The following is a 26,948-nucleotide window of genomic DNA, read 5'->3' on the forward strand; positions in this document are numbered from 1 at the left end:
GCGGCTGTTGCCGTCCCCCGTCCAGCCCCACCGCCCGGCCCAACCCATCCAGCCGCTTCCAGCGACCCGCCACGAGGGGCTTCGCCGTTCGCTGCCAATTCGCTGCCAATTCGCAGGCAACAAAAAACCCGGCCGGAGCCGGGTTTCAAGTAGCAGCCAACCCCCTGGGGGCGCTGGCGACTTCGCCTGATCAGGCGGCCTTGAGGGCCTTGATGCGGGCGGTCAGGCGGCTCTTGTGACGAGCAGCCTTGTTCTTGTGGATCAGACCACGCGCGCTGAAACGATCGAGGATCGGCTGGGCAACGGTGAAAGCGGCTTCGGCGCCGGCTGCATCGTTGTTATCCAGAGCCTTGATCACTTTCTTGACAGCGGTGCGCAGCATCGAGCGCTGAGCCACGTTGCGCGCGTTGCGCACGACGGTCTGCTTGGCGCGCTTCTTGGCGGACTTGATATTGGCCACGGTGGTGGTTTCCTGAAAAATCGGTGTTATGGGAACAGCAAGCTAGCTAGTATGATGACTCGAGAAATGTACGTCAAGTCGATTGTCAAGAGGATGTTTGAGTGAGTTCACCCAAGATGCTGCGGAGCCTGCTGTCGTTCAGCAGCATGACAATGGTTTCGCGGGTGTTGGGGCTCGTACGGGACACCGTCATCACCACGACTTTTGGTACGAACGCCACGACGGACGCGTTCTGGGTCGCCTTCAGGGTACCTAATTTCCTGCGCCGGTTGTTCGCCGAGGGCTCGTTCGCCACCGCCTTCGTGCCGGTGTTCACCGAAGTGAAGGAGACCCGCAGCCACGAAGAGCTGCGCGACCTGATGGCGCGGGTGGCCGGCACGCTCGCCGGCGTGCTGATGGTGGTGACCGCACTGGCGCTGATCTTCGCCCCGCAGCTGGCCAACCTGTTCGCCAGTGGTGCCGATACCGACCCGGCCAAGCAGGGCCTGCTGGTCGACCTGTTCCGGCTGACCTTCCCGTTCCTGTTCTTCGTCTCGCTGACCGCACTGGCGGGCGGGGCGCTGAACAGCTTCCAGAAGTTCGCGATGCCGGCGCTGACCCCGGTCATCCTCAACCTGTGCATGATCGGCGGTGCGCTGTGGCTGGCCCCGCGCATGGACGTGCCGATCCTGGCGCTGGGCTGGTCGGTGCTGGTGGCCGGCATGCTGCAGCTGCTGTTCCAGCTGCCCTCGCTGAAGGGCATCAACCTGCTCACCCTGCCGCGCTGGGGCTGGAACCACCCCGGCGTGCGCAAGGTGATGACGCTGATGATCCCGACCCTGTTCGGCTCGTCGGTGGCGCAGATCAACCTGCTGCTGGACACCGTCATCGCCGCCAAGCTGACCGATGGCTCGCAGTCCTGGCTGTCGCTGGCCGACCGCTTCCTGGAGCTCCCGCTGGGCGTGTTCGGGGTGGCGCTGGGCACGGTGATCCTGCCGGCGCTGGCCCGCCACCATGTCGGCACCGACCGCGCCGGCTTCTCCAATGCACTGGACTGGGGCCTGCGGATGACCCTGCTGATCTCCATCCCGGCCATGCTGGGCCTGCTGCTGTTGGCCGAACCGCTGATCGCCACGATCTTCCAGCACGGCCAGTTCAGCGCGTTCGATACCCGCATGACCGCGCTGGCGGTGTACGGCCTGAGCTTCGGCCTGCCGGCCTTCGCCCTGCTCAAAGTAGTGCTGCCGGCCTTCTACGCCCGCCAGGACACCCGCACCCCGGTGCGCGCAGGCATCGCCGCGCTGGTGGCCAACATGGTGTTCAACTTCGCTCTGCTGGCGGTGCTGTACCACGTGATGGTGCCGGCGGAGCTGCGCGCGCAGGGCGTCATGCAGGCGCTCGGCCAGCAGCCGGGCCTGCACCTGGCGCTGGGCATCGCCAGTGCGCTGTCCAGCTACCTGAACCTCGGGCTGCTCTGGTACTGGCTGGGCAAGACCGACGTGTATGAACGCCGCCCCGGCTGGACGCGCTTCCTGGTCCGCCTGGTGGTGTCCTGCGTGGCGATGGTGGGCGTGCTGCTGGCCCTGCTGTACTGGCTGCCGGCGTTCTCGCCGATGGGCCTGTGGCAGCGGATCGGCGCGCTGTCGCTGCTGGTCGGGGCAGGCGGGGCGACCTACCTGCTGGTGCAGGTGGCGCTGGGCCTGCGTCCGCGCGACCTGCGTGGGCATTGATCCACGGCCACCACGGCTATACTTCATGGTTACCACAGTTGATCCAGCGGCCCATGCCGGCCGCGAGCGGAGTTGATGAGCAGGTTGTTTCGAAGCGTTGAGGGCGGGGCGTTGGTCCCGCACGGAAGCGTGGTCTGCATTGGTGCCTTCGACGGCCTGCACCTGGGCCACCGGGCGCTGGTGCGCCACGCCGTCGCCCGTGCCCGCGCGCTGGGCGTGCCGGCGGTGGCGGTGGCCTTCGAGCCGTTGCCGCGCGAGTTCTTCGCCCAGGGCACGCCGCCGCCGCGGCTGACCCTGGCGCGCGGCAAGGTGGAGATGCTGCGCGAACTCGGCGTGGATGCCATCGGCCTGCTGCGGTTCGATGCGCGCATGGCCGCCATGCAGGCCGAGGACTTCGTGCAGCGCCTGCTGGTGCAGCGGCTGGGCGCGCGTGAAGTGTGGATCGGCCCGGAGTTCCAGTTCGGCAACCGTCGCCGCGGCAACCTGGCGTTGCTGCAGCAGATGGGCGCCCAGCTCGGCTTCCAGGCCAACGAGATCGCAGCGGTGGACCTGCACGGCGAGCGCATTTCCAGCACCCGCATCCGCCAGCTGCTGCTGGCCGGCGACTTCGACCGCGCCGCCGACCTGCTCGGGCGTCCCTACGCCATCAGTGGACGGGTGGTGCGTGGACGCCAGCTGGGCCGCACGCTGGGCTTCCCCACTGCGAACCTGCGCTTCCCGAAGACCCCGGCGCTGTCGGGCATCTATGCCACCCTGGTGCACGGCGTGTTCGAACAGCCGTGGCCGTCGGTGTCCAGCTTCGGCACCCGTCCCACCGTGGACGGCGTGGAGCCGCTGCTGGAAGCGCACCTTTTCGATTTCCAGGGCGACCTGTACGGTCGACACATCGACGTCGAGTTCGTGGCCAAGCTGCGCGACGAAGAAAAGTTCCATGATCTGGCGGCCCTGACCGACCAGATGCACCGCGATGCCGAACAGGCGCGCGCCATCCTTTCCGAACATAGATTGCGAGCCACTGCGTGAGCCAGGACTACAAAGCCACCCTCCATCTGCCGGCCACCGAATTCCCGATGCGTGGCGACCTGCCCAAGCGCGAGCCGGGCATCCTGGCGCGCTGGGAAGAGCAGGGGCTCTACGCGCAGCTGCGCGAGAACGCCGCCGGCCGCCCGCTGTTCGTGCTGCACGACGGCCCGCCCTACGCCAACGGCCGCATCCACCTGGGCCACGCGGTCAACAAGATCCTCAAGGACATCATCGTCAAGTCGCGCTACCTGGCCGGCTTCGATGCGCCCTACGTGCCGGGCTGGGACTGCCACGGCCTGCCGATCGAGATCGCGGTCGAGAAGAAGTGGGGCAAGGTCGGGGTGAAGCTGGATGCGGTCGAATTCCGGCAGAAGTGCCGTGAGTTCGCCGAGGAGCAGATCGAGATCCAGCGTGCCGACTTCAAGCGCCTGGGCGTGACCGGCGACTGGGACAACCCGTACAAGACGCTGAGCTTCGAATTCGAAGCCAACGAGATCCGCGCGCTGTCCAAGATCGTGGCCAATGGCCACGTGGTGCGCGGTGCCAAGCCGGTGCACTGGTGCTTCGACTGCGGTTCGGCGCTGGCCGAAGCGGAAATCGAGTACCAGGACAAGGTCTCGCCGACGGTGGACGTGGCCTATACGGCGCGTGATTCCCAGCAGATCGCCGACCGCTTCGGAGTAAAGCTGCCGAACGATGCCGAAGTGGCGGTGCCGATCTGGACCACCACGCCGTGGACCTTGCCGGCCTCGCTGGCGGTGTCTTTGGGTGCCGAAATCGACTACGTGCTGGTCGAAGGACCTTCCCACAACGGCAAGCGTCGGCTGTTGGTGCTGGCTTCTGCGCTCGCTGCACGCTCGTTGCAGCGGTACGGTGTTGAGAATCTTGAAATCCACGGCCGGGCCAATGGCGGGGCGCTGGAAAACCTGCTGCTGGCCCATCCGTTCTATGCCGGCCGTGACATCCCGCTGCTCAACGGCGCCCACGTGTCCGACGAAGACGGTACCGGTGCGGTGCATACCGCGCCCGGCCACGGCCAGGAGGACTACGCGGTCAGCCAGCAGTACGGCCTGCTGGAGCGTTACCACGCCGGTGAAATCAATCCGATCGACGGTGCGGGCGTGTACCTGCCCTCGACCCCGCCGGCCGGCGATGTCGTGCTGGCCGGCGTGCACCTGTGGAAGGCGCAGCCGCTGATCGTGGAGGTGCTGCGCGCGTCCGGTGCGCTGCTCGCCTTCGCCGAGATCACCCACAGCTACCCGCATTGCTGGCGCCACAAGAAGCCGGTGGTGTTCCGTGCCACCCCGCAGTGGTTCATCTCGATGGAGAAGGCCAGCCTGCGCGACGACGCGCTGACCGCCATCGACAACGTGGGCTGGTTCCCGGCCTGGGGCAAGGCGCGCATCCAGAGCATGGTCGATGGCCGGCCGGACTGGTGCATCAGCCGCCAGCGCACCTGGGGCGTGCCGATCGCCCTGTTCACCCACCGCATCACCGGTGAAATGCACCCGCGCAGCGTGGAGCTCATGCAGGCCGTGGCCGATCGCGTGCAGGTGGACGGGATCGACGTCTGGTACTCGCTGGACGCCGCCGAACTGCTGGGCGAGGACGCGGCCGACTACGAGAAGGTCACCGACATCCTGGATGTCTGGTTCGATTCCGGCGTCACCCACGAAGGGGTGCTGCTGGCGCGTGGCTTCGGCAAGCCGGCCGATCTTTACCTGGAAGGCTCCGACCAGCACCGCGGCTGGTTCCAGTCCTCGCTGCTGACCGGCGTGGCGATTGACCGCCATGCGCCGTACAAGCAGTGCCTCACCCACGGTTTCACCGTGGACGAGCACGGCCGCAAGATGTCCAAGTCGCTGGGCAACGGCATCGAGCCGCAGGACATCATGAAGACCCTCGGCGCGGACATCCTGCGCCTGTGGATCGCCTCGGCCGACTACAGCAATGAAATGTCGCTGTCGCAGGAAATCCTCAAGCGCAACGCCGACGCCTACCGCCGGCTGCGCAACACCGCCCGTTTCCTGCTGGCCAACCTGGACGGTTTCGATCCGGCCGTGCACCTGCGCCCGCTCAACGACATGGTCGCGCTGGACCGCTGGATCGTGCATCGCGCCTTCGAGCTGCAGGAGAAGATCAAGGCGGCGTACGAAAGCTACGACATGGCCGAGATCGTGCAGCTGCTGCTGAACTTCTGCAGCGTGGACCTGGGCTCGCTGTACCTGGACGTCACCAAGGACCGCCTGTACACCATGGGCGAGGACTCGCGTGGCCGGCGTTCGGCGCAGAGCGCGATGTACCACATCGCCGAAGCGTTCACCCGCTGGATCGCCCCGATCCTGACCTTCACCTCCGACGAGCTGTGGGGCTACCTGCCGGGCGAGCGCAGCGCGCATGTGCTGTTCGACACATGGTATGACGGCCTGGCGCCGTTGCCGGCCGATGCCGAGCTGTCCGCCGCCGATTTCGACCAGCTGCTGGCCCTGCGCGAGCAGGTGTCCAAGGTGCTGGAACCGATGCGCGCCAACGGTGCCATCGGTGCCGCGCTGGAAGCGGAAATCACCGTCGCCGCCAGTGAAGAGCAGGCCGCGCGCTGGCAGCCGCTGGCCGAAGAGCTGCGCTTCCTGCTGATCAGCGGTGACGTGCAGGTGCGCCCGGCGACCACCGACGAGGTGTTCGTCAGCGCCCAGCCGACCAGCAAGACCAAGTGCGTGCGCTGCTGGCACTTCCGTGCCGACGTGGGCAGCGTGGCCGAGCATCCGGAGATCTGCGGCCGCTGTGCCGACAACATCGACGGTGCCGGCGAAGATCGGCGGTGGTTCTGATGACCGCCGTCCGTCCGCGTCCGAACGCGCTGATCTGGCTGGTCCTGTCGGTGGTGGTCATCATCCTGGACCAGTGGAGCAAGGCCTGGGTGCTGTCCAGCCTGCCCGAATACGAGCCGGTGCCGGTCATCGAAGGCTTCTGGAACTGGTTCCGCACCTACAACACCGGGGCGGCGTTCAGCTTCCTCAGTGATGCCGGTGGCTGGCAGAAGTACTTCTTCACCGTGCTGGCGATCGGCATCAGTGGCCTGATGGCGTGGTGGCTGTACGGCACCGCCCGCAGCAACTGGCGCAGCGCGCTGCCATTCGCGCTGGTGATCGGCGGGGCCATCGGCAACGTGATCGACCGCCAGGTGCACGGACATGTGGTGGATTTCATCCAGTGGTACGTGGGTGACCATTACTGGCCCTCGTTCAACATCGCCGATGCGGCGATCGTGGTGGGCGCCGTCGGTATCGCGGTGTTCGGCCTGTTCGAGGGCAAGTCGTCCAAAAAAGCGGATAATACGACCCCGTAACCCCCCAAGCCGGCCGATGCCGGGAGACGTTGATAGATGGATGTCCTGCTCGCCAATCCGCGTGGTTTCTGTGCTGGTGTCGATCGTGCGATCGAGATCGTGAAGCGCGCGATCGAAACGCTCGGCGCACCCATCTACGTGCGCCATGAAGTGGTGCACAACCGTTTCGTGGTCGACGACCTGAAGCAGCGTGGCGCCATCTTCGTCGAGGAACTGGACGAAGTGCCGGACAACAACACGGTCATCTTCAGCGCGCACGGCGTGTCCCAGGCGGTGCGCCAGGAAGCCGATCGCCGTGGCCTGAAAGTGTTCGACGCCACCTGTCCGCTGGTGACCAAGGTGCATTTCGAAGTGGCGCGCCATTGCCGTGCCGGCCGCGACGTGGTGCTGATCGGTCATGCCGGCCACCCCGAAGTGGAAGGCACCATGGGCCAGTGGAACCAGGAAGCGGGCACCGGCAGGATCTATCTGGTGGAAGACGTGGAGCAGGTGGCCTCGCTGGTGCTCGAGCAGCCGGAAAACTTCGCCTACACCACCCAGACCACGCTGTCGGTGGATGACACGCGCGGCATCATCGATGCGCTGCGTGCCAAGTTCCCGGCCATGCAGGGTCCGAAGAACGACGATATCTGCTACGCCACGCAGAACCGCCAGGACGCGGTGCGCGACCTCGCCAAGCGCTGCGACCTGGTGCTGGTGGTGGGTTCGCCGAACAGCTCCAATTCCAACCGGCTGAGCGAACTGGCACGCCGTGAGGGCGTGGAGTCCTACCTGATCGACGGCGCGCACGAGATCGATCCCGCATGGGTGATCGGCAAGCAGCACATCGGCGTCACCGCCGGTGCATCGGCGCCGCAGGTGCTGGTGGATGGCGTGCTGGCCCGCCTGCGCGAACTCGGTGCCGACGGCATCGGTGAACTGGACGGCGAACCGGAATCGATGGTGTTCGCGCTGCCGAAGGAACTGCGCCTGCGTCTGGTCGATTGACCGACCGTGTTTTGAACGCACCGCGCTGCGCGCTCGCCGAGCATGGCTCGGCGCTACCGGGTCCGTGCCCGCAAGGCGTGACCGACCGGGGCGTGACCGGCGGGGTATGGATCGACCCGGCGTGACCGACCGGGGCGCGATCTAACCGATGTGGTAGCGCCGACCCATGGTCGGCGAGCGAAGCGGCTGCTCTTGCTCCTGCGTTCGACGTTCCGCCGAAGATGGCTCGGCACAGCCGGCGTCTCGACTTTGCCCAATCCGGCCACCCACTCATCCGTGACCTTTGGCCATGGGGCAGGGTGCTGCCGCGGCCTAGGATCAAAGCTCCCCCCTGCTGGAACTGCCGATGAAAACCCGTGCCCTGGCGCTGTCCGTCCTGCTCACGTTGACGACTACGCCGGCACTCGCGCAGACGCCGCCGCCGGCCGGCAGTGCATGGCCCGGCACGCTGCGCATCAACGTCGACGCACGCGACCTGGACCGCCGCATCTTCAAGGTCACCGCCACCGTGCCGGCCAAGCCGGGCCCGCTGACCCTGCTGTACCCGCAGTGGCTGCCGGGCAACCATTCGCCCAGCGGCCCGATCGACAAACTGGCTGGGCTGCAGGTCACCGCCAATGGCAAGCCACTGAAGTGGGAGCGCGACCAGTTCAACGTGTACGCCTTCAAGGTGGACGTGCCGCAGGGCGCTACCGAAGTGGTGGCGCGCTTCAATTATCTTTCTTCGCAGGGCGGCAGCCAGGGCCGCGTGGTGATGACCCCGGAAATGCTGAACCTGCAGTGGAACGCCAGTTCGCTGTACCCCAGCGGGGTGGATGCGGGTGGACTGCAGGCACAGGCCAGCGTGACCCTGCCGGCCGGCTGGTCCTATGCGACCGCGTTGGAAACCGAGCGCCGCGATGGCGACACCGTGGTGTTCAAGCCGATCAGCTATGAGCACCTGGTGGATTCGCCATTGTTCGCGGGCGAGCACTTCCAGCGCTTTGACCTGGATCCCGGCGCGAAGCAGCCAGTGCACCTGAATGTGTTCGCCGACGATGCAAAATCGCTGAAGGCCAGCAACGATCAGCTAAAGGCGCACCGCGCGCTGGTACAGCAGATGGACAAGCTGTACGGCGCACGCCACTTCGACCACTACGACTTCCTGCTGGCGCTGACCGACAAGCTGGGCGGCATCGGCCTGGAGCACCACCGTTCCAGCGAAAACAGTGGTGATGTGGGCTATTTCACCGAATGGGACAAGACCTGGCTCGGCCGCGACCTGCTGCCGCACGAGTTCAACCATTCGTGGAACGGCAAGTACCGCCGCGGCGCCGACCTGGCGACCGCGAACTTCAACGTGCCGATGGGCGACAGCCTGCTGTGGGTGTACGAAGGGCAGACCCAGTTCTGGGGCCAGGTGCTGGCCGCGCGCTCCGGATTGTGGAGCGAGCAGCAGGCGCGCGACATGCTCGCCAACGTGGCGGCGACTTTCGATCGCGGGCGTCCCGGGCTGGCCTGGCGGCCATTGCAGGACACCACCAACGACCCGACCATCGCCCAGCGCCGTGGCTTGGCGTATCGCAATTACCAGATGAGCGAAGACTACTATTCCGGCGGGCAGATGCTGTGGCTGGAAGTAGAGGGCAAGCTACGTGCGCTGAGCGGTGGCAAGCGCGGACTGGATGACTTCGCCAAGGCCTTCTTCGGCATGGACAACGGCGCGTGGGACGTCAATCCGTACACCTTTGATGATGTGGTGGCCACGTTGAACAACGTCGCGCCGGCGGACTGGGCAGGCTTCCTGCGCGAGCGCCTGGACGGGCATGGGTCGCTGATCGGTGGGCTGGAAATGGCGGGCTGGAAGCTGGTTTACCGCGATACCCCGAACGACGCGTTCAAGGCGCAGGAAACCCGCGCCAAGGCCGCGCTGCTGACCTATTCCATCGGCGCCACGGTGACCGATGCCGGGGTGGTGGGTGACGTGGTGTGGGACAGCCCGGCCTTCAACGCCGGTCTTGCACCGGGCATGACCGTGATCGCCGTGGACGGGCGCGAGTACAAGAGCGAGCGGCTGAAGGACGTCGTGGCCGGCTCCAGGGACAGCAAGGCGCCGATCACCCTGCTGGTGAAGAATTTCGACCGGGTGATGCCGATCAGCATCGACTACCACGGCGGCGCGCTGTACCCCGCGCTGGAACGGATCGCCGGCACGCGCGATGGCTTGTCCGCGCTGTGGAAGGCACGCTGACCTCACCCTCGAAGGTCAGCGAGCTTCGGTAGCGCCGAGCCATGCTCGGCGGGCAGCATCCTGATCCATCTGCACAGGTCAGCGTGCTTCGGTAGCGCCGAGCCCTGCTCGGCAGGCAGCATCCTGGTCCACCTGCACACGCTGTGGATTCTCGGCATCGTAAAGAATCTGCAGCGTGTCGCGCGGAATCGTCGCCAGATCAATCAACGGCACGTAGCGCCGGATCACCGCGCGCTGCGGCTGGCCGGCCACATCGGTGAACCGCAGCTGGAACTCCACCTGCGGCTGCTCATTGAAGAACGCTCCGGTCTGCCGCACGTCGTCGATGATGGCGACGGTGCGCACGCCGCGATACTTCAGCGCATTACCCGCTGCATCCGCCTGCAGCCGGCGCATCAACAGTCGTATGCCAACGACGAACACCCACAGCACCAGCGGACAGATCAGCAATGGATGGCCCAGGCTGAGAAACGTCCAGCCCAATCCGTCGTTCTGCAGCTGCCACGCCATGCCGTACGCACTGGCGACCACTGCCACCAGGAACACGCCCGTCACCGCGCGCCACCACAGCGTGCTGCGGTTGATCTCCGGCGTGCCGCCTTCCAGGGACATGTTGGGGTAGGGGCCGGGCGAGCGGCTCAAGCGGGCGGGCAGCGTGCGGCCAACTTCGTAGCGCCGCTGCAGCGGCTTGCTGTCCACCAGCACGAGTTCATCGGTGATGGGCGTGCCTGACAGATTGTCGAAGGCCAGGCGCAGCCGCAGCTGCGGGAAGCCGTCGACGCTGCCCGGCAGGCTGACCACCTCTTCGATGAGTGCGCTGCGCGGCTCACCGCGGGTCAGGATGTCGTGCATCCTCCGCACCGAGCGCAGCCCGGCGAGTACGAGGGTGTCCACGTAGGCGTAGAGCAGGCCCAGCCACAGGCCCACGGAGACGGCCAGCAGGGTGTGTGCCCACCCGGGCGGAGTGCGGCCATCCAGCGGCACAGGGTAGCTTGCCTGCGCGTACATCATCACGGGCACGCCGACGGCGAACATCAACGCGAAGAACAGCAGGAATGCGCCCCAGAACCAGAGTGGATTTTTCACGGCCATGTGAGGGGAGTACAGGGGAGGGCAGGGTACTACAGGGGTGTCAGGGGCTTGTCGGGATGGGCGCTGGGGCCACGCGCCGTGGGTGGCGTTTGAGGGCACTATAAGGACGACACAGCAGGAGCACGGAACCCGATGAGAAGGACAGCGGTATTCGCAGGATGCGTCTTGGTTGTCGTGGCGGTGGGCGCGGCGATCGGGTTCTGGCGCGGCGATGCGCAGCCCGGGACGGTGCCGGCTGTTGATGCGGACCGCGTTGACGGTGTTGCAGGCAGCGCGACGCCCGTCGCACGGCTCACGCCCCGGCAGTCTTCAGGCCGCCCCGGATCTCCCGCCTACGATCCAGCCATGCTGCAGCAGGTGGGTGCGAAGGCTTACAGCATCTATCGCACCAAGGCGGGGCGAGCGGCCGGGGACGCGAAGCAACAGGTGCTCGCGCTGAAGCCCCGCTCGGACGCGGGTGACGGTCTGGCCACGTATGAAATCGAGCTCGCGGTCAGTGACTGCAGGAATCTGATCTCCGGGGAACCCGAAGCGAGCTGGCAGGCCATGCGGCGCGCAGGCATGCGGACCGACCCGGACTTCCTGAGCAAGCTGGAGGTGCGCCTGGGCGAGTGTGTCGCCTTGAGCCAGGACCCCGCGCTCTACGAGGCGCCGTGGCTGGCACGCGCGGCTGAGCAGGGATCGGTCGAGGCGCAGCTGCTCTACGCCATCGACGTGCGGACGGCGGTGGGGGCGTCTTCGGCATCGGAACTGGCTGAGCGCGAGGAGGACGTGCTGGCATGGCGTGAGACTTCCCTGCGCTACCTGCATGCGCTGGCGGACGGTGGCAACGTGGAAGCGCTGTCAGGCCTGCAGAGCGTTCATGAAAATGGTTACCGGACGGCCAAGGACCCGGTCGCCGCTTACGCCTATGGGCAGGTGCTGCAACGGCTGAGCCCCTCGTTCTGGTCGGATGCGCTGCTGGCCCAGTCCAGCCAGACGCTTTCCCCGAGCCAGCAACGGCGGGCCGCCGAGCAGGCGGAGGCGATCTACCGGCGCTGCTGCGTGCTGCCGGGGGGCGGTGATTGACCGGCTGTTCCCCAGCCCCTAGAATTGCCTGCTCAGCCGGAATAGCTCAGTTGGTAGAGCGGCGCATTCGTAATGCGTAGGTCGTAGGTTCGATTCCTATTTCCGGCACCAGTTGTACGAAAAGCCCCGGCCTTGGTCGGGGCTTTTTGTTTGTTTGCGGTGGCGCCGACCCATGGTCGACGGCAGTCAGCCGCTTGCCTCTAAGACGTAAATCCGCTTCCCGGCCACTCACCCGCACCTCCCTTCCGGGGCACGATCGGAGTGTGCTATGAAGGCAAAGCCTTGCTTCAAGGTCCTTTCAAGGATGGGAAAGATGAATGCGTTCGGGAGACGCGTTGCCGGTGCGTTTGCACACCTTGCGGCGGTTGCAACCAATAGGCTCAGGAGCGGTTCGGTGCCGCTCTGGAGCTGCGCCCTTGTAGCCGGGCTGTCCTGGCTTGCGCCAGCTTCGGCGCAGACAACGGTCCGCTACCTGCATACCGATGCACTCGGATCGGTTGTGGCCAAGACGGATGCCAATGGCAACGTCATAGAGCGGATGACGTACGAGCCTTACGGCGATGTTGTCGGGGAAGATCTGACCGACGGTCCTGGCTATACCGGACACGTGCGTGATGCCGCTACCGGTCTCAATTACATGCAGCAGCGGTACATGGATCCGCAGTTGGGGATGTTCCTGTCCGTGGACCCGGTGACGGCGTTTGAACAGCCTGTGGGGCAGTTCAATCGATATCGGTATGCGAACGGAAATCCGTACAAGTTTACGGATGCGGATGGGAGGCAGAGCCTGCCGCGTTCGGTCTATGAGACGGATTGGACCAAGCCTGAAACTAGGCAGGCATTCCGCGATGCTGCCGCAATGGTTGCGGATTTCACCCCCGTGGTCGGTGATGCAAAAGGCGCCATTGAGGCTGTTCGCGAGCCATCTGCGATTAACGTAGCCGCAGCTGCTATCGGTCTTATTCCCATCGTCGGTGATGCTGGTAAAACGGCCTTGAAGCACGGGGACGAGGCGGCACAACTGGGTAAAAAGTTGGCTAGCGAGCAGCAGATGGGGGAATTGGCAAGTGGTGCTGGCAAGGTTACTCATGGTGCTTCTACTCCGCGGGCTCTACGTCAAGCTGATCGTCTCGCAGGTGAATATGGTGGTGATGCGTCTTCCTATCAGAAAGTGTCAAGTTCTTCATACAAAGCCGCTGATGGCGGACACGTGGAGACCCATGCATTCCGGAGTGTGGAGACGGGACAGATAATTGAGCCAAAATCGGTTATAAATCCATAAGCGAGTTCGATATGAAAGTTCGTGCCGTTCGGGAAAGTCTTGAGCCTTCGGTTGCCATGCGTACTCCTCCCTCTGCCGCCGGATTCAACGTTTCACTTGGAAAGGAATACATTGTCTTCACAGTCGATTGCTCCTGCGATTCCGGGATTTTCGGTAACTTCGGTGATTCAACGCTGTATGGCCTTGAGGACGAATACGGCCGGCTGATGATATATCCGGCTGCGTTATTCGAAGTCGTTGACGCGCGCGTATCTAGGTACTGGGTTGCGGGCTATAGGGAGGGTTCTTTCCAATTGCGGCCACAGGAATTCATCGACAATATCTATCTTTCAGACGACATCCATGAAGATCTTCCGGGAGCGCGAGCGACCTTTCGTGAGATCAAGGCTCGGCTTGAGGCCGAAGCTGCTGAGTAGTCGGTGTAGGTCCTGATTTCATTGATGCGTAGGTCGTAGATTCGATTCCCATTTCCGGCACCAGTTGTATGAGAAGCCCCGGCCCCGGTCGGGGCTTTTTGTTTGGGGACGTTCGGAGCCGATTGATTGGTGAAGGAATTCGCTACGAGGTGATCATTGGTGCGCACCCATGTTGCCTCGCCACTTACGGACAACCTGCCCGATGTCATCGGTCCTCACCAAACGCATCGTTTTCACAGCAGAACCCCGTGATCGTCCCCACGAGCTCAGGGATGCTCAGGTTCGAGGTATGATTCTTCGTGTGGAGCCCTCGGGTCATAAAGCTTGGATCGTCACTTGGGCACACGGTAAGCGTCGTACCGTTCATTCGGTCGAGCATCTGTCACTTGATCAGGCCTGCGACCAAGCCCGGCAAGCCGTTGCTGAGTACGTTCAGTCGGGATTGCCAACGGTCGCGAAGACCAAGCCCCCCAGTTGCAGCTCGAAACGCTGCTCAACGATCACTTTGAGCCCTGGGCGGTTGCTGTGCTCAAGGAGGGTCGTCAGTACCCGGACCGCATCCGATCGGTGTTTCCGTGGCTGTTACGCTGTCAGCTCATCGAAATTGACGTGTGCACAATGGAGAACGGTGAAGTAACTTAAATTCCAAGAAACAGCGATGGGTTGAGAGACCCGAAGGTGAACTGAAATGACGCTGCCCATCGCCTCCCGTCTGCATTCTTTGTTGTTCGAAGCGCAGCGTTCAGTTGCCTGAAGAGGGCGTCGAACGCCTTGCCGAGAACGACCGCGAGTTGCTGATCGCTGCATTGTTGCAAGAGTTATCCGACACCGGCTTGGGATCTGACGATGAGCCTAATCAAAGAGGCGTCGAGATCGAAGAGATCATCGATTTCGTCGGCTCTATCGCCGATCAGACTAATGTATCGAGCGACTGAGGAGGCGTTGATTCGGAGTATGAGCGGCTGCTGGCAGTGGCCGATCCAGTTTCCAACAGAGTTTGCGCTTGGAGCTTTAAACGCTCAGGACATCGTCGATGGTTAGTCCGATTGTTACTACTACGAAGCGCTGGACGGACACGAGGCTTCCCGTGCCCTGCAGTCTGCGCATCTTATGGTGCTGGGTCCTGCTGCAGAGCTGCATCGCCGAGATGCTGTTAACGGCGCGGCGTCTACGTTGAACAGCATCCAGCGGCAGCCTGTTCTTCAGCAAAAAGATTTCCCGGCACAACCGACCTACCGCTCCACGCGAATATAGGAATTGCCAACGGTTATTTAAACGTGGCGACGCGACGTGAAACAGTGGGCCTCCGTTCACGATTCCCACGGAGTCCCCCTGCCCATGTCCACCGCCCGTTCTGCCTCGCCGTTCAAGGTTTTCGGCGCGACAACCTTGTCTGCCATGCTGCTGCTGGCCGCCCCGCTCGTTTCCTCAGCGGCGGACAGCGGCTCACCGCTGCGCACTTACCTGGCCGCCAAGCGTGAGGCCATCCAGGCGCAGTCGGCGCAGCCGGCCACGCCCACCGCGATCCACGCCAAGGTCACGGCCGAAAGCCGTTCCGGCGTACGTCGCCTGCGCATCGGGCCCACCGGCGAATTCCAGTACATCAGCGATAGTGGCCGCAACTACGCCGGTTACAACCTGGGCGCCGGTTCGTGGGACTCGCTGGTCGGCACCTTGGCCAGCTCCGTTGCCGATGAGTACATCGTGCAGGCGGCCGAGCAGAATATTCCACTGGATGCGCTGGACGTGGTGTTCACCAGCATTCCCGAACGCAAGAGCGAGAGCCTGGCGTATCCGAACAATCTCTCCTATGTGGCCTACATCGATTCGCCTGCCAGCGAGGCGCAGCTGCAGGCACTGAAGCGCGCGGTGCACGAAAAATCCTCGGCCATCGACTTGGTAACGCGGCCTCAGCAGGTCAGCCATGCCGAGGTGGAGTACATCCATAGCGATGCGGTCCGCGATCCGAAGCTGCCACCCGGCCTGCGCGATTTCATCACCGAGGAGAAGCGTCCGGCGGTGCTGGCCCGGCAGGTCAAGCCGGGCTCGGGCAAGGGCAAGCCCGCCGAGCCGGAAACCCTCGTCGCGCGCGCCCATGTCGAGCCTCGCACCGGCCTGCGCCGGGTGTTCCTGGGCAAAGACGGTTATCACCAGCAACTGCACGACAGCGCGGCCGGGCTGCTCGGCTACGGGCTGGCCCCCACGGTGGAAGAGCACCTGCTCGGCGTGACCGGTACCTGCCTGACCCACATCTTCGAGGTGCAGGCAGCTGCGCGGAACGTGCTGTTGGATTCGCTGGAGCTCACCGTTGATGGTCAGCTGAGCCCGCGTTTCGGCAGCAACGTCCGCTCGCCGGCACGCTACAGCGACATCCGTTACAAGGTGCGGATTGAATCGCCGGCATCGGAGCAGCAGATCGACGCGCTGCGCCAGTCGGTCGAGGCCACGTGCCCGCTCTACAACCTGGTCAAGGACGAGCAGAAGCTCGAAGGCAGCATCGTCCGCGGCGCCTACGCCGAAGCGACGAACCAAGCGCGATAACGCACGCCGCTACCCATCCGGCAGTGCCCATCAGCCATCCTCTGGGGATATTCAATGAGTCGCACCCTCCGTTCGCAGTCGACCGCGAAAAGCCCGCGTCATGCCCTGCAGGGCCCTCGTCCTCGTCGCGGTCGGCTGGCCTTCGCTCTGTGCACCCTGCTTGCACCGGCAGCGTATGCGGCCGAGGAAAGCAGCGGCGATGCCACGCAGTCGCCGGGTTCGAATGCCCGCCTGCTGGACAAGGTATCGGTGCTGGGTTCGCAGATCGCCGGAGGGGGCGCGCAGGCCGCGCTGCCGGTGGTCGCGGTGGATCGGGAACAGATCGATGCCACGGGGGCAACCAACGGCAACGAGCTGTTCCGCAGCCTGCCGCAGTTCGGCGATGTCGCCGTCACCGAGAAAGGCACCACCAACGCAGGGCGAAACTCCAACGTCGCACGCGGTGACGTGGGGTCCATCAACCTGCGCAACCTGGGCGCCAAGTACACCCTGCTGCTGGTCAACGGCCGGCGCACGGTGCAGCACCCGATCAGCAACAGCGGCGACGACACGACCTACAACGCCAATGCCATTCCCACCTTCGGCCTGGAGCGGGTCAACCTGCTGCTGGATGGCGCGGCGTCCATCTACGGGTCCGATGCCGTGGCGGGCGTGGTCGACCTGGTGACGCCGAGCAACCTGCCCAATGGCGGTGGCATCAAGCTGAACTACGGCAAGGTGGCCGATGGCCATCGCGAAGACATCTCGCTGGACGGCTACTTCGGCAGTGATTTCGCGCAGGGCCGCGGCAACATCTCGGTGCTGTACGGCGTTTCCAAGCGCACCGCGCAGCGCAATTCGGATGCGTGGTTCACCGCCACCGATGGTCGCCGTCCTCTCGGCGATGGCACGAGCGTGCCGGATCCGAACGGCAGCTCAGGCTTCAGTACGCGCACCCCCTGGGGTCATTTTGATACCTACGCCGGCAGTCGGCGCACAGGCAGCTGGCACGTCGATCCGGCCAGCGGCGCGTTGGTGTCCGGCGCGGTACCGACGCGCTACCACTATGATTCCGCGGCGGAGCCCGGCATCACCTCGGCACCTGCCATCAACAAGGGAAATGTCTTCGCCAGTGGACGCTTCGATGCCACCGAAAACCTGCAGGTGTTCGGTGAGCTGGGCTATTACCGCGCCACGTCCGAATCCTGGGTGAGCAGCGAGTCGGGCTTCGGCGGTGACGGCTTCCTGCTGCATATCCGGCCGGACGCCTATTGGGTACCGGATGCCTTGCGCGGCGCCGATGCGATCCGTTTGCTCAACTACCAGTTCGCTGATTCGGGTATCCGCCGGGTCAAGGTGGATAACGATCAGTCGCGCGTGCTGCTCGGCGTGCGCGGCTGGACCGACGGCGGCTGGAACTGGGAAACCGCGCTGCTGTATTCGCGCGCACGCAGTACCGACACGCAGCAGGGCGGGCTGACCGATGCCTTCATCGCCGCGGTGAACCGTACCGACGCCGGTGCCTACAACCCCTTCAGTGGCGGCGATCCGGCCAGCATCCGGCTGGGCGACGCCACGCCCTATGACACGTCGGCGTTCATTGGCGAGGCGACCCGCGAAGGCACCACGGAGCTGGCGCTGTGGGATTTCAAGATCAACCGGTCCGATCTGTTTACCTGGTACGCCGGTGACATCGGGCTGGCGGCGGGCGTTGAGTACCGGTATGAGAGCCGTGAGGATGACCGCGACGAAAACATCGATGGAAGCCGCCCCTACACGGACTGGTATACCGGCACGGTCGCGGCCAGCAACTTCTTCACCCACAGCCCCCGGCCCGATGTCCGCGGCAGCCGCAACGTAAAGTCGGCGCTGATCGAACTCGCCGTACCGCTGATTTCACCCGCGCAGGGCATACCGCTGGTGCAGTCGCTGGACCTGCAGCTTGCCGGCCGCTGGGAGGACTACAGCGATGCCGGCAAGGTGGCCAAGCCGAAGCTGGCCGCGGCGTGGAAGGTCAATGACAACCTGTTGCTGCGCGGCTCGGTCAGCGGCGGTTTCCGCGCACCGGGACTGGAACTGGTGAACTCCCCGCCAACCTACGGGTTTGGCTTCAACAACGATGCCATCCGCTGCCACGCGCTGATCAGCAAGGGCGCGCAACCCGACTACAGTGCCTGCTTGAATGCCTACAGCAGTGGCTCGGCGGTCAAGCCGTCGGTGAGCGCGGTGACCTCCTACGGCGACGACGTGAAGCCGGAAACCACCCGGCAGTCGTCATGGGGCGCGGTGTTCGAGCCACAGTTCCTGCCGGACTCGCTGGGCTCGATCAGCCTGAGCGTGGATGCCTGGCGGGTGCAGGTGGAGAACCCCATCAATACCCTGGGTGAAGAGCTGTTGTACGACGCCTATCTGCGCGTGGTCGAAGGCAGCAGCAACCCCAACGTGGTGCGTGCGGCGGTGACGGCAGAGGACGCCGCGCTGTTTGCAGGCTCCGGCCTGGCGCCTGCGGGCGTGGTGACGCACATCTACAACCGCTACCAGAATCGCCGGCCACTCACCGCATCGGGCGTGGACTACAACTTCACCTGGCGGCTGCGCGAAACCGCCTGGGGCAACTTCGCGTTACTGCTGAGTGTCAGCCAGCTCAAGGAATACACCCAGCAGAAGCCTGCCGAGGTGCAGCAGGTGGCTGCCGCGATTGCCAATGGCCAGTTGAACATCATCGCGCCCGACCTCGGCGCGGCCAACGAGGTCGGCATCAATGGGGCCAAGCCGGAATGGCGGGCCAGCGCGACGCTGATCTGGAACCTGCAGGACTGGACGGTGCGCCTGCGCGACGACTATATCGACAGCGTGACGGCCGGCGCCTATTCCGATCGCACGCCGTTCGTGGTGGGTTCGACCCAGCGCTGGGCGTTGTCGGTCAAGAAGGAGTTCAACACAGGACGCCTGAAGGGAACGGCCGTCGAAGTGGGAGCCAGGAACCTGTTCAACGAAGAGCCGCCGCTGAACGCCACCGGCAGCTACCTGAGCGCGCTGCACGAAACCTACGGACGCTACGTCCACCTCGGTATTTCCAAAAACTGGTGACCTGCATGAAGACGTACACGCTTGCCTCCGTCTTGGTTGCCACCCTGCTTGTGGGGGCGTGCAGCCGGCAGGAGCAACCTGCGCCGGAGAACCCCAAAGCGGCGACTGCAGCGCAGGATTTCAAGCGCCAACACGCTGAGTGGGTGCACGAACGTGCCGCGGACCTGGGCAAGCCCGATGGCTGGACCAGCCTGATCGGGCTGCATTGGATCAACGCCGGAACGCAGAGCGTGGGCGGTGCTGAAGGCAATACCATCCGCCTGTCGATTGCACCGGACCGGTTGGCCCAGCTGGAGCAGCGCGCCGACGGCCTGTACCTCAGGCCGGTCGATGGGGCGCAGATCAGCGCCGATGGCACGCCGGTACAGGGGGAGGTGCGGCTGGAACCAGAAGGGAAGGGCGGTGGCACCAAGCTGTCCTATGACGAGGGCAAGGGGCAGATCACCGCGATCAAGCGCGGGCAGCGGCTGGCATTACGGGTGCGCCATGCCGATGCGCCGGCGCGCCTGCATTTCGGTGGCCTGGACTTCTTCCCGGCCGAAGAAAGCTGGCGCGTGCAGGCGCGCTTCGTGCCGCACCCGGCCGGCAGGACGCTGCCGATCGTGAACGTGCTCGGCGAGGTCGCCGATACGCCGAACCCCGGTTACGTGGTGTTCGAAAAAGAAGGGCGTGAGTGGCGACTGGAAGCCCTCGGCGACCCGACGAAAAGCCTGAACCTGATGTTCCAGGACCAGACCACCAGCCGCCAGACCTACGGGGTCGGGCGCTACCTGCGCACCGACGCGGTCGCGGCAGACGGCACGGTTACGCTGGATTTCAATCGCGCCTACAACCCGCCGTGCGCCTACACGGACTTCGCCACCTGCCCGCTGCCACCGCCGGAAAACCGCTTGGCCCAGCAGGATGACGACCGCCAGCTCGTGCGGCTGGCGGTGGTGGCAGGGGAGAAGAAATACGCACTGGCGCAGCACTGATGCGGTAGCGCCGACCCAGGGTCGGCGCCATGAGGGATCAACTACTCATCCGCACCCGATTGCGCCCGTCGGCCTTCGCCTCATACAGCGCCTCATCCGCACGCGCCACCAGCTGTTCCAGCAGCGTCGCATCGCAGCCCGGCAGTGCCTCGCCCATGGCGCCGCCCACGCTGACGGTCACATCGATGCGCAGGCCGCCCACGTTCACCGGTGCGCCGGAAATCGCGTTGCGCAGGCGTTCGGCGGTGGCGGGTACTTCGTCGGCAGTCGGCGCGGCCAGCAGCGCGATGAATTCCTCCCCGCCAAAGCGCGCGAACAGGTCACGATCACGCAGCGCCTCGCGGCAGCGGCGGGCGACCACTTTCAATACTTCATCGCCGATCGGGTGGCCGTGGGTGTCGTTGATCTTCTTGAAATGGTCGACGTCCAGCATCAGCACCGCGACCGAGCGACCGGTTGCCTCGCGGGCGGCGATGATCTGCGCGGAGCGCTCTTCGAAATGTCGTCGATTGGGGACGCCGGTCAGCGGGTCCGACGAGGCCAGGCGCCGCAGTTCGGCGGCCATCAGCAGATCCGCGGTGATGTCGGTGAACAGCCAGATGCGGCCCTGCTCGCCATCGCCGCGCACCGGATGGGTGTCCACCTCGAAGGTGCGCTCCCCCATCACCCAGTGCAGCGTCGTCGCAAAATTGAGATTTCCCACCTGGGCGGCATAGGCCTGCTCCAGTTCGGCATGGTTGTCGCAGCGTTGCCGCAACGCCCGCATCGGGGCCACAAGGTCGGCGGCGCGGTGCTTGCCGGGCTTCTGTCCCAGCAGCTCGGCCGCGCGCTGGTTGATCACCGTGCCCAGTCCATCGCCGTCGATCAGCACGATGCCCGCCGGAACGCTTTCCACCAGGTCGATGAACTGGTTGCGGACCACGATGTCATGCACCGCGCCGCGTCGCGCCGACAGCAGCTGGGCGACGCTGGGTGCCAGCAACGAGAGCGTCTGCGGTGACTGCTCGGCGCCGACATCGTGCTTCCACAGCAGCAACATGCCGCTTGATGGCGCATCGTCGGAAGGGGCAGGGATGAACAACAACCGTGCGGCCGGGCCGCCCAATGCCTGGACGATCGCCGTCGGCAGCCGGAAAGCGTTCGCCTCGACCGGCTGCCCCGTCCACGCGTGGGCCAGCACGCCGCTGCGTGCCAGGTTGAAGCCGGAAAAAGAGGCATTGGGGAAGCCGGTCGACCACGTCACGCGGCCGTCCGGGTCCGCCTCAAGCACCATCACCAGATCGGCACCGGAGGCGCCATGGGCGAACTGGCTCAGGCTGACCAGGGCATTGCTGTCGGGCGTATTCAACGTGCCGTCCCGCCCAGGCGCTGGTCCAGGATGCGGATCACTTCACCGGAGGCGGTCATGTGGGGCAGATGGCCGGAGGCATCGATGATGTCGAGCGTCGCCCCGTCGATCGCTTCTGCCAGCCAGTGACCCACGGCGACCGGCACGGCGACATCGACCGAGGTCTGGATGACATGTACCGGCCGGGAGACCTGCGCAGCCAGTGCGCGGACGTCGGAATTGAAAATGGTCCGCGATGTATTGAGGGCGATATCCGGGCGCATCTGGAACAGCGTATTGGAGAAATCGGCGATGACCTCGCTGTCCTCCACGCCGACCACCATCGGAGCGAAGCCCGCCACCCACGCCTGGTAGTTCGCGCTCATGCTGTCGAACAGATTTTCCAGATCCTCGGGCTTGAATCCGCCGGTGTAGCCGTCATCGTCGAGGTAACGCGGCGATGCCCCGATCATCACCATGCGCTCGAACAGCTCCGGCCGCGCGATGGATGCCAGCGCCCCGATCATCGCGCTCATGGAATGACCGATATAGGTGCAGCGCTCGACCTCGAGTTCGTCGAGGATATCCAGCAGGTCGTCGGCATAACCAAACAGCGACGCGTGCCGGTCGAAGTCATAGGTTTCCGCGCCGCGCGGACCGCAGCCGGCAAGATCGAACGAGATGACCTCGAACCGTTGTTCGAACCACGGACGCAACGCAGACCAGGCGGTCTGGTCGGTGCCGAAGCCGTGGGCAAGCACGGCGATGGGCTTGCCTGCGCCGCTGCGACGGCCATTGAATCTTTCAAAACTATCCACGAACGGTGTACCCATGGCGTTTCGCAACTCGCGATAGTAGGCCAGATGGTCGCAAGGGTCTATTACACCTCGGTGCTGCATCGGCAGGCGACGCCCCTACCTCTGCGCTCAACTGCAGTCCCAGCGCCCGGCTCACGCCCAGCACCGTATCGAAGGTCAACGTTCGCGTGCCATCCAGTTGCCGGCGCAGGGTGTCGCTGTTCATCCCGCAGGCGCGCGCGACGCGGCTCATGCCGTGCAGTTCGGACATCAGCAGCAGGGCGCGCGCTATGCCGGCTTCGTCGCAGTCACGCAGGCGCAGCCGCGAATCCAGATGCTCGGCCATCTGCCGGACCAGATCGCCGGTGCGGGCGGGCACGGGGCTGGTGCCGGCCTTGCCGGTCGCGTTCATCGCTCGCTCCATTGGGCCTGCGTCGTCGCGCTGAGCAGTGCCTGGCCGGTCAGGATCAGTCCGCCGACGTGCTGTTCGCTGATGCCGCCTTCCGCGGTGGCACCCAGGCGTGAAAGATGCGCCGCGTGCAGCAGGTCGAACAGGACGGCCAGGCCGTGCAGGGTGCGCATCGGCACGGCCACGCTCGCCCCGCATGCCAAGCCTGCCGGGCAGTCGGGACTGGCGCACGGCACGTCGACGGTGGTATCGGAAACCATGCGCAGCTGCACCACGTTTTCGCTGTGGTCCCGCGTGGCGTCGTACTGCTCCAGCCTTTGCTCGAGTCGTTCGATGAAATAAGGCGGGAGGTCGTGCATTTTCTCGCCCAGCAGGGCGTAGAGGCGTCTGGCACTGAGCGGATGCTTCGGATCCATCGGTCGTCCTTCGCAAGGCGTGAGGCCACCTGCGCGGGGCGCAAGGTGGCAGGCGATGCGGGTTGCCATACCGGTGAATAATTACCAAAAAGCCGGCGGATCAGGGATCCCCCACATCGCCCACCATGGAGCCCACGGGCAATGCAGTGCATTCTCCGCCGTGCCCAAAGGGGCAAAACAGAGCTAACTTGGTAATTAATCAAACAGGATGGCAATCCCGACTGATGCTCTTCGTCATCAGCACGGCCATACCACCAGTCGGCGACCGATCCGTACATGGGCGGATCTTCAAAAGCAGGCGACGTGCGTCGTCCGCTGCGCCGCTTTCAGCCTGCGCGTGCCGGGGAAAGTGCAACACATCCCAGCCGGCCCACCCCGAACACCAGCTGCCGCAGGTGGCCGCCCATCGCGCCCGCCGCGATGCCCAGCAGTGCGCGCCGTGCCACGCCAATGGCTGGCCCGGCCTGGCCGCGCAGCCACGGCAGGGTGGCCAGCATCTGCGCCCCCAGCAGCATCGCCAGCACGTCCAGGCCCAGCGCATCCACCACCGGCAGCAGCGGCAGCAGCTCCGGGCTACAGGCCACCAGCAGCGCGAACGCCGTGGTCAGCAGGAACAGCGTGCGCTTGCCCGCAGGGGAGGCCGTCCAGCGGAAGATGCGTGACAGGGGCGACATGGCGTGGGCCGGTTGCACGGTGGTCCGTAGTGTAGCGCTGGGGTCAGCGTCCTTTCCCGCAGGAAAAGGACGCTGACCCCTTTGGTCCCCCAGCGCCTGTTACAGTCCGCAAAACGTCACGGGGAAGGAAGTCCTGTATGAAAGTCGCCGTTTTCAGCGCACGCCCCTACGACAGCCGCTCGTTGGACGAGGCCAATCAGCAGGCAGGGGCGGCCCACGGGGTCGAGTTCCTGTATTACGACGCCACCCTGGACGTCCACACGGCTGCCCTGGCGCAGGGATGCGATGCGGTCTGTGTTTTCGTCAACGACCGTCTGGACGCCCCGGTACTGCAGGCGCTGCACGGCATGGGGGTGCGTGCGGTGCTGCTGCGCTGCGCCGGTTTCAACAATGTCGACCTCGCCGCTGCCGAACGGTTGGGCTTCTTCGTCGCGCGGGTCCCGGCGTATTCGCCCGAGGCCGTCGCCGAACACACGCTGGCGTTGATCATGACGCTCAACCGCCAGACCCATCGGGCATTCAACCGGGTGCGCGAAGGAAACTTCATGCTCGAAGGCCTGCTCGGTCGCACCCTGCACGGAAAGACCGCGGGCATCGTCGGCACCGGCAAGATCGGCCTGGCGACCGCGCGCATCCTGCACGGCATGGGCTGCACCGTGCTCGGCCATGATCCGTATCCTTCGCCGGATTTCGCCGGGCTGGGTGAGTTCGTGTCGCTGCAGGACCTGTTGGCGCGTTCGGATATCGTCTCGCTGCACTGCCCGCTGACCATCCAGACCCGGCACCTGATCAACGATGATTCGCTGGCCCTGATGAAGCCCGGCGCGATGCTGGTCAATACCTCGCGTGGCGGACTGGTGGATACCGATGCGGTGATCCGCGCGCTGAAGTCGCGGCAGTTGGGCCACCTGGCGATCGATGTCTACGAACAGGAAAGTGCGCTGTTCTTCCAGGACCGCTCCGGGCAGATCATCGACGACGACGTATTCCAGCGCCTGATGACATTCCCCAATGTGCTGGTCACCGGCCACCAGGGGTTTTTCACCACCGAGGCGCTGCAGGAAATCGCGGAGACCACGCTGGGGAATCTCGGTCATTTTGCTGCCGGTACCGAATGCCCCAACGAGGTCACCAGCGGCTGACACGGGTTCCCCCTACGCGTACCTGCCGGGCCTGCCCGGCGCCACCGAAGGAAGGCTGGCCATGTGGCAACAGAATTACGATCCGCTGGGTAACCCCAACCTGTCGGCGCTGCTGGCCGCCTTGCCGGTGCTGGTATTCCTGCTGGCATTGACCGTGCTGCGGCTGAAAGGATTGACCGCCGCGCTGCTGGCGGTCGTGGTGTCCGTGCTGGTTTCCGCGCTGGTGTTCGGCATGCCGGCCGGCACCATCGCGGGCGCGGGACTGCTGGGCATCGCCAACGGTGTGTTTCCGATCAGTTTCATCGTGCTGATGGCGGTGTGGCTGTACAAACTCGCCATCCGCAGCGGCAAGTTCGACGTGATCCGCGGCAGCATCGCGACCATTTCCGAAGACCAGCGCATCCAGGTGCTGCTGATCGCGTTCTGTTTTGGTGGATTCCTGGAGGGCGCGGCCGGCTTCGGCGTGCCGATCGCCATCTGCGCCGCGTTGCTGGTGGAGCTGGGTTTCCGCCCGCTGAAGGCGGCCATGCTGTGCCTGCTGGCCAATGGCGCGGCCGGTGCATACGGGGCCATCGGCATCCCGGTAGTGGTGGGCGCGCAGCAGGGCGGGGTCAGCCTGGAGGCGATGTCGCTGATGCTGATGGCGCTGGTGCAGGTGATCGCGCTGTTGTCGCCGGCCATCCTGGTGCTGATGCTGGATGGCTGGCGCGGTGTGCGTGAGACCTGGCCGGTGCTGCTGGTGGTGGGCGGGGTGTTCAGCGGCGTGCAGACGGCGGTGCTGTATCTGCTGGGGCCGGAACTGGTGGACATCATCGGACCGCTGGCGGCGATGGCCGCGCTGGCCGGCTTCATGCAGGTGTGGCGGCCCCGGCGCATTTACCGCGAAGCGGATACACCCCCCGGGCCGGCGCAGCGCTATACCTTGAAGCAGGTGCTGCTCGCGTGGTCGCCGTTCTACATCCTCACCGGGGCCATCCTGCTGTGGAGCCTGCCGGCCTTCAAGGCGCTGTTCGCCGCCGGCGGGGCGCTGGCCAGCACCGTGCTGCACCTGCCGATCGGCCTGCTGGATGGGCGCGTGCAGGAACTGCCGCCGTTGGTGGTCAACGTGCATACGCTGCCGGCGGTGTGGAATGTCGGCTGGTTGAATGCTTCAGGTACCGCCATCCTGGTGGCCGCGGTGCTGACCGTGGTGTTGTCGCCCCGGCTCAACCTGCGCATGTCCGGCGAGGAGCTGGCGCAGACCGCCGGGGAGATGTGGAAGCCGTTGGCCACGGTGTCGCTGGTGATGGCGGTGGCCTACATCACCAATTATTCCGGGGCCTCATCCACCATCGGGCTGGCGCTGGCGCAGACCGGCGGTGTGTTCCCGCTGCTGGCGCCGGTGATCGGCTGGATGGGCGTGTTCATCACCGGATCGGTTGTCAACAGCAATACCCTGTTCGCCCATCTGCAGGCGGTCACCGCCGCCCAGATCGGGGTGCCCGAAGCGCTGCTGGTGGCCGCCAACACGGCCGGCGGGGTGATGGCCAAGCTGGTGTCACCGCAGTCGATCGCGATCGCTGCCGCGGCGGTCAAGCTGGTGGGGCAGGAGTCGGCGATCATGCGCACCACGCTGGGCATCAGCCTGGGCCTGCTGGCGTATGTATGCCTGTGCACGTGGGGATTGTCGGTGCTGCTGGGGTAGGGCAGGCGGGGTGAGTCTGGCTGCGGGCGGGCGGTCAAGGCCTGCAGCGGCCCCGTGCGCCTGAAAGCGCACGCATTTCGCAACTTTTCTCATGTACGCAACCGCCGTCAGGCCACACGATGAACGTGCTGGAAGCAGCTCCTCCGGCCGGTGGCGGCCCCTTCTCTCTAGGGTGTCGCCACCGTTTCAGCCTGTCATTGGGCAACGGCGGAAGTGCGGCGCCCTCGTCCTCACAGGGGGGCGTCTGCATGGGGTCATGCCCATCCGCCGTATTTTTTCCGCGGGTTGCCCTTGCGGGGGCG

The 26,948-nt window shown here is 65.1% G+C and carries 23 protein-coding genes and 1 tRNA gene; 17 read left to right on the forward strand and 7 right to left on the reverse strand.

Translation table 11 applies throughout. The features are described 5' to 3' along the window. Positions 1-190: 190 nt before the first annotated feature. On the reverse strand, positions 191-460 hold the full coding sequence (rpsT, locus tag ABB28_RS14355; protein ID WP_042614258.1) for a 30S ribosomal protein S20: 270 nt from the start codon (positions 458-460) through the stop codon (positions 191-193). 116 nt (positions 461-576) lie between these two features. Between rpsT and murJ the strand changes: the two genes are divergently transcribed. The 6 genes from murJ to ABB28_RS14385 all read left to right on the forward strand — a co-directional run bounded on the left by murJ (position 577) and on the right by ABB28_RS14385 (position 9,755). Next, positions 577-2,169 carry a murein biosynthesis integral membrane protein MurJ gene (gene murJ, locus ABB28_RS14360; protein ID WP_057509277.1) on the forward strand — a complete coding sequence of 531 codons (1,593 nt, stop codon included), beginning with the start codon at positions 577-579 and terminating at the stop codon, positions 2,167-2,169. Between the two features lie 75 nt (positions 2,170-2,244). Beyond that, a complete protein-coding gene (locus ABB28_RS14365) occupies positions 2,245-3,192 on the forward strand; it encodes a bifunctional riboflavin kinase/FAD synthetase (RefSeq protein WP_057509278.1) in 948 nt (315 codons plus the stop codon). After that, complete coding sequence (gene ileS / locus ABB28_RS14370) at positions 3,189-6,020, forward strand: isoleucine--tRNA ligase (protein WP_057509279.1); 2,832 nt, start codon at positions 3,189-3,191, stop codon at positions 6,018-6,020. The genes ABB28_RS14365 and ileS overlap by 4 nt, the downstream gene beginning before the upstream one ends. After that, a complete protein-coding gene (gene lspA / locus ABB28_RS14375) occupies positions 6,020-6,538 on the forward strand; it encodes a signal peptidase II (protein ID WP_057509280.1) in 519 nt (172 codons plus the stop codon). The genes ileS and lspA overlap by 1 nt, the downstream gene beginning before the upstream one ends. A gap of 36 nt (positions 6,539-6,574) precedes the next feature. Further along, entirely contained in the window at positions 6,575-7,525 is a 951-nt protein-coding gene (gene ispH, locus ABB28_RS14380) for a 4-hydroxy-3-methylbut-2-enyl diphosphate reductase (protein WP_057509281.1), read from the forward strand. A gap of 346 nt (positions 7,526-7,871) precedes the next feature. Further along, the gene (locus ABB28_RS14385) at positions 7,872-9,755 is read left to right on the forward strand and encodes a M61 family metallopeptidase (protein WP_057509282.1); all 1,884 of its coding nucleotides are present in this window, start codon (positions 7,872-7,874) and stop codon (positions 9,753-9,755) included. Positions 9,756-9,833: 78 nt separating this feature from the next. Here ABB28_RS14385 and ABB28_RS14390 read toward each other — a convergent pair whose 3' ends face one another. Continuing rightward, the gene (locus ABB28_RS14390; RefSeq protein ID WP_057509295.1) at positions 9,834-10,841 is read right to left on the reverse strand and encodes a hypothetical protein; all 1,008 of its coding nucleotides are present in this window, start codon (positions 10,839-10,841) and stop codon (positions 9,834-9,836) included. 171 nt (positions 10,842-11,012) lie between these two features. Here ABB28_RS14390 and ABB28_RS14395 point away from each other — a divergent pair, with 171 nt between their 5' ends. The 9 genes from ABB28_RS14395 to ABB28_RS18135 all read left to right on the forward strand — a co-directional run bounded on the left by ABB28_RS14395 (position 11,013) and on the right by ABB28_RS18135 (position 20,197). Beyond that, entirely contained in the window at positions 11,013-11,915 is a 903-nt protein-coding gene (locus tag ABB28_RS14395; protein ID WP_152983482.1) for an SEL1-like repeat protein, read from the forward strand. 35 nt (positions 11,916-11,950) lie between these two features. Continuing rightward, a tRNA-Thr gene (locus ABB28_RS14400) sits at positions 11,951-12,026 on the forward strand. A 157-nt stretch (positions 12,027-12,183) separates the two neighbouring features. Then, positions 12,184-13,197 (forward strand): RHS repeat domain-containing protein, encoded by a 1,014-nt coding sequence (locus tag ABB28_RS18260; RefSeq protein WP_245625348.1) that lies wholly within the window; start codon positions 12,184-12,186, stop codon positions 13,195-13,197. An 11-nt stretch (positions 13,198-13,208) separates the two neighbouring features. Next, complete coding sequence (locus ABB28_RS14405; RefSeq protein ID WP_152983483.1) at positions 13,209-13,613, forward strand: hypothetical protein; 405 nt, start codon at positions 13,209-13,211, stop codon at positions 13,611-13,613. Positions 13,614-13,815: 202 nt separating this feature from the next. Beyond that, entirely contained in the window at positions 13,816-14,250 is a 435-nt protein-coding gene (locus tag ABB28_RS18540) for an Arm DNA-binding domain-containing protein (protein WP_425479556.1), read from the forward strand. Between the two features lie 109 nt (positions 14,251-14,359). Beyond that, positions 14,360-14,548 (forward strand): hypothetical protein, encoded by a 189-nt coding sequence (locus tag ABB28_RS14410; protein WP_057509285.1) that lies wholly within the window; start codon positions 14,360-14,362, stop codon positions 14,546-14,548. A 403-nt stretch (positions 14,549-14,951) separates the two neighbouring features. Continuing rightward, entirely contained in the window at positions 14,952-16,154 is a 1,203-nt protein-coding gene (locus tag ABB28_RS14415) for an OsmC family protein (RefSeq protein WP_057509286.1), read from the forward strand. 54 nt (positions 16,155-16,208) lie between these two features. Next, positions 16,209-19,223, forward strand: a complete 3,015-nt coding sequence (locus ABB28_RS14420; RefSeq protein WP_057509287.1) for a TonB-dependent receptor domain-containing protein — start codon at positions 16,209-16,211, stop codon at positions 19,221-19,223. A 143-nt stretch (positions 19,224-19,366) separates the two neighbouring features. Further along, positions 19,367-20,197 (forward strand): DUF1684 domain-containing protein, encoded by an 831-nt coding sequence (locus tag ABB28_RS18135; protein WP_161809874.1) that lies wholly within the window; start codon positions 19,367-19,369, stop codon positions 20,195-20,197. Positions 20,198-20,234: 37 nt separating this feature from the next. Here ABB28_RS18135 and ABB28_RS14430 read toward each other — a convergent pair whose 3' ends face one another. From ABB28_RS14430 to ABB28_RS14450, 5 genes are all read right to left on the reverse strand, one after another. Then, positions 20,235-21,545, reverse strand: coding sequence for a GGDEF domain-containing protein (locus ABB28_RS14430; protein WP_057509288.1), 1,311 nt, complete (start codon positions 21,543-21,545; stop codon positions 20,235-20,237). Beyond that, positions 21,542-22,357 (reverse strand): alpha/beta fold hydrolase, encoded by an 816-nt coding sequence (locus tag ABB28_RS14435; RefSeq protein ID WP_057509289.1) that lies wholly within the window; start codon positions 22,355-22,357, stop codon positions 21,542-21,544. The genes ABB28_RS14430 and ABB28_RS14435 overlap by 4 nt, the downstream gene beginning before the upstream one ends. Beyond that, positions 22,335-22,733, reverse strand: coding sequence for a helix-turn-helix domain-containing transcriptional regulator (locus tag ABB28_RS14440; protein ID WP_057509290.1), 399 nt, complete (start codon positions 22,731-22,733; stop codon positions 22,335-22,337). The genes ABB28_RS14435 and ABB28_RS14440 overlap by 23 nt, the downstream gene beginning before the upstream one ends. Next, a complete protein-coding gene (locus tag ABB28_RS14445; protein WP_152983485.1) occupies positions 22,730-23,215 on the reverse strand; it encodes a hypothetical protein in 486 nt (161 codons plus the stop codon). The genes ABB28_RS14440 and ABB28_RS14445 overlap by 4 nt, the downstream gene beginning before the upstream one ends. A 257-nt stretch (positions 23,216-23,472) precedes the next feature. Continuing rightward, the gene (locus ABB28_RS14450) at positions 23,473-23,820 is read right to left on the reverse strand and encodes a hypothetical protein (RefSeq protein WP_057509292.1); all 348 of its coding nucleotides are present in this window, start codon (positions 23,818-23,820) and stop codon (positions 23,473-23,475) included. A gap of 137 nt (positions 23,821-23,957) precedes the next feature. Between ABB28_RS14450 and ABB28_RS14455 the strand changes: the two genes are divergently transcribed. Further along, positions 23,958-24,962 (forward strand): 2-hydroxyacid dehydrogenase, encoded by a 1,005-nt coding sequence (locus tag ABB28_RS14455; protein ID WP_057509293.1) that lies wholly within the window; start codon positions 23,958-23,960, stop codon positions 24,960-24,962. A 61-nt stretch (positions 24,963-25,023) separates the two neighbouring features. Beyond that, positions 25,024-26,646: an L-lactate permease gene (locus tag ABB28_RS14460; RefSeq protein WP_057509294.1), complete on the forward strand. Its 1,623-nt coding sequence runs from the start codon at positions 25,024-25,026 to the stop codon at positions 26,644-26,646. The last annotated feature ends 302 nt before the right edge of the window (positions 26,647-26,948 follow it).

Origin of the sequence: Stenotrophomonas chelatiphaga, assembly GCF_001431535.1 — a bacterium.
Lineage (GTDB): Bacteria > Pseudomonadota > Gammaproteobacteria > Xanthomonadales > Xanthomonadaceae > Stenotrophomonas > Stenotrophomonas chelatiphaga.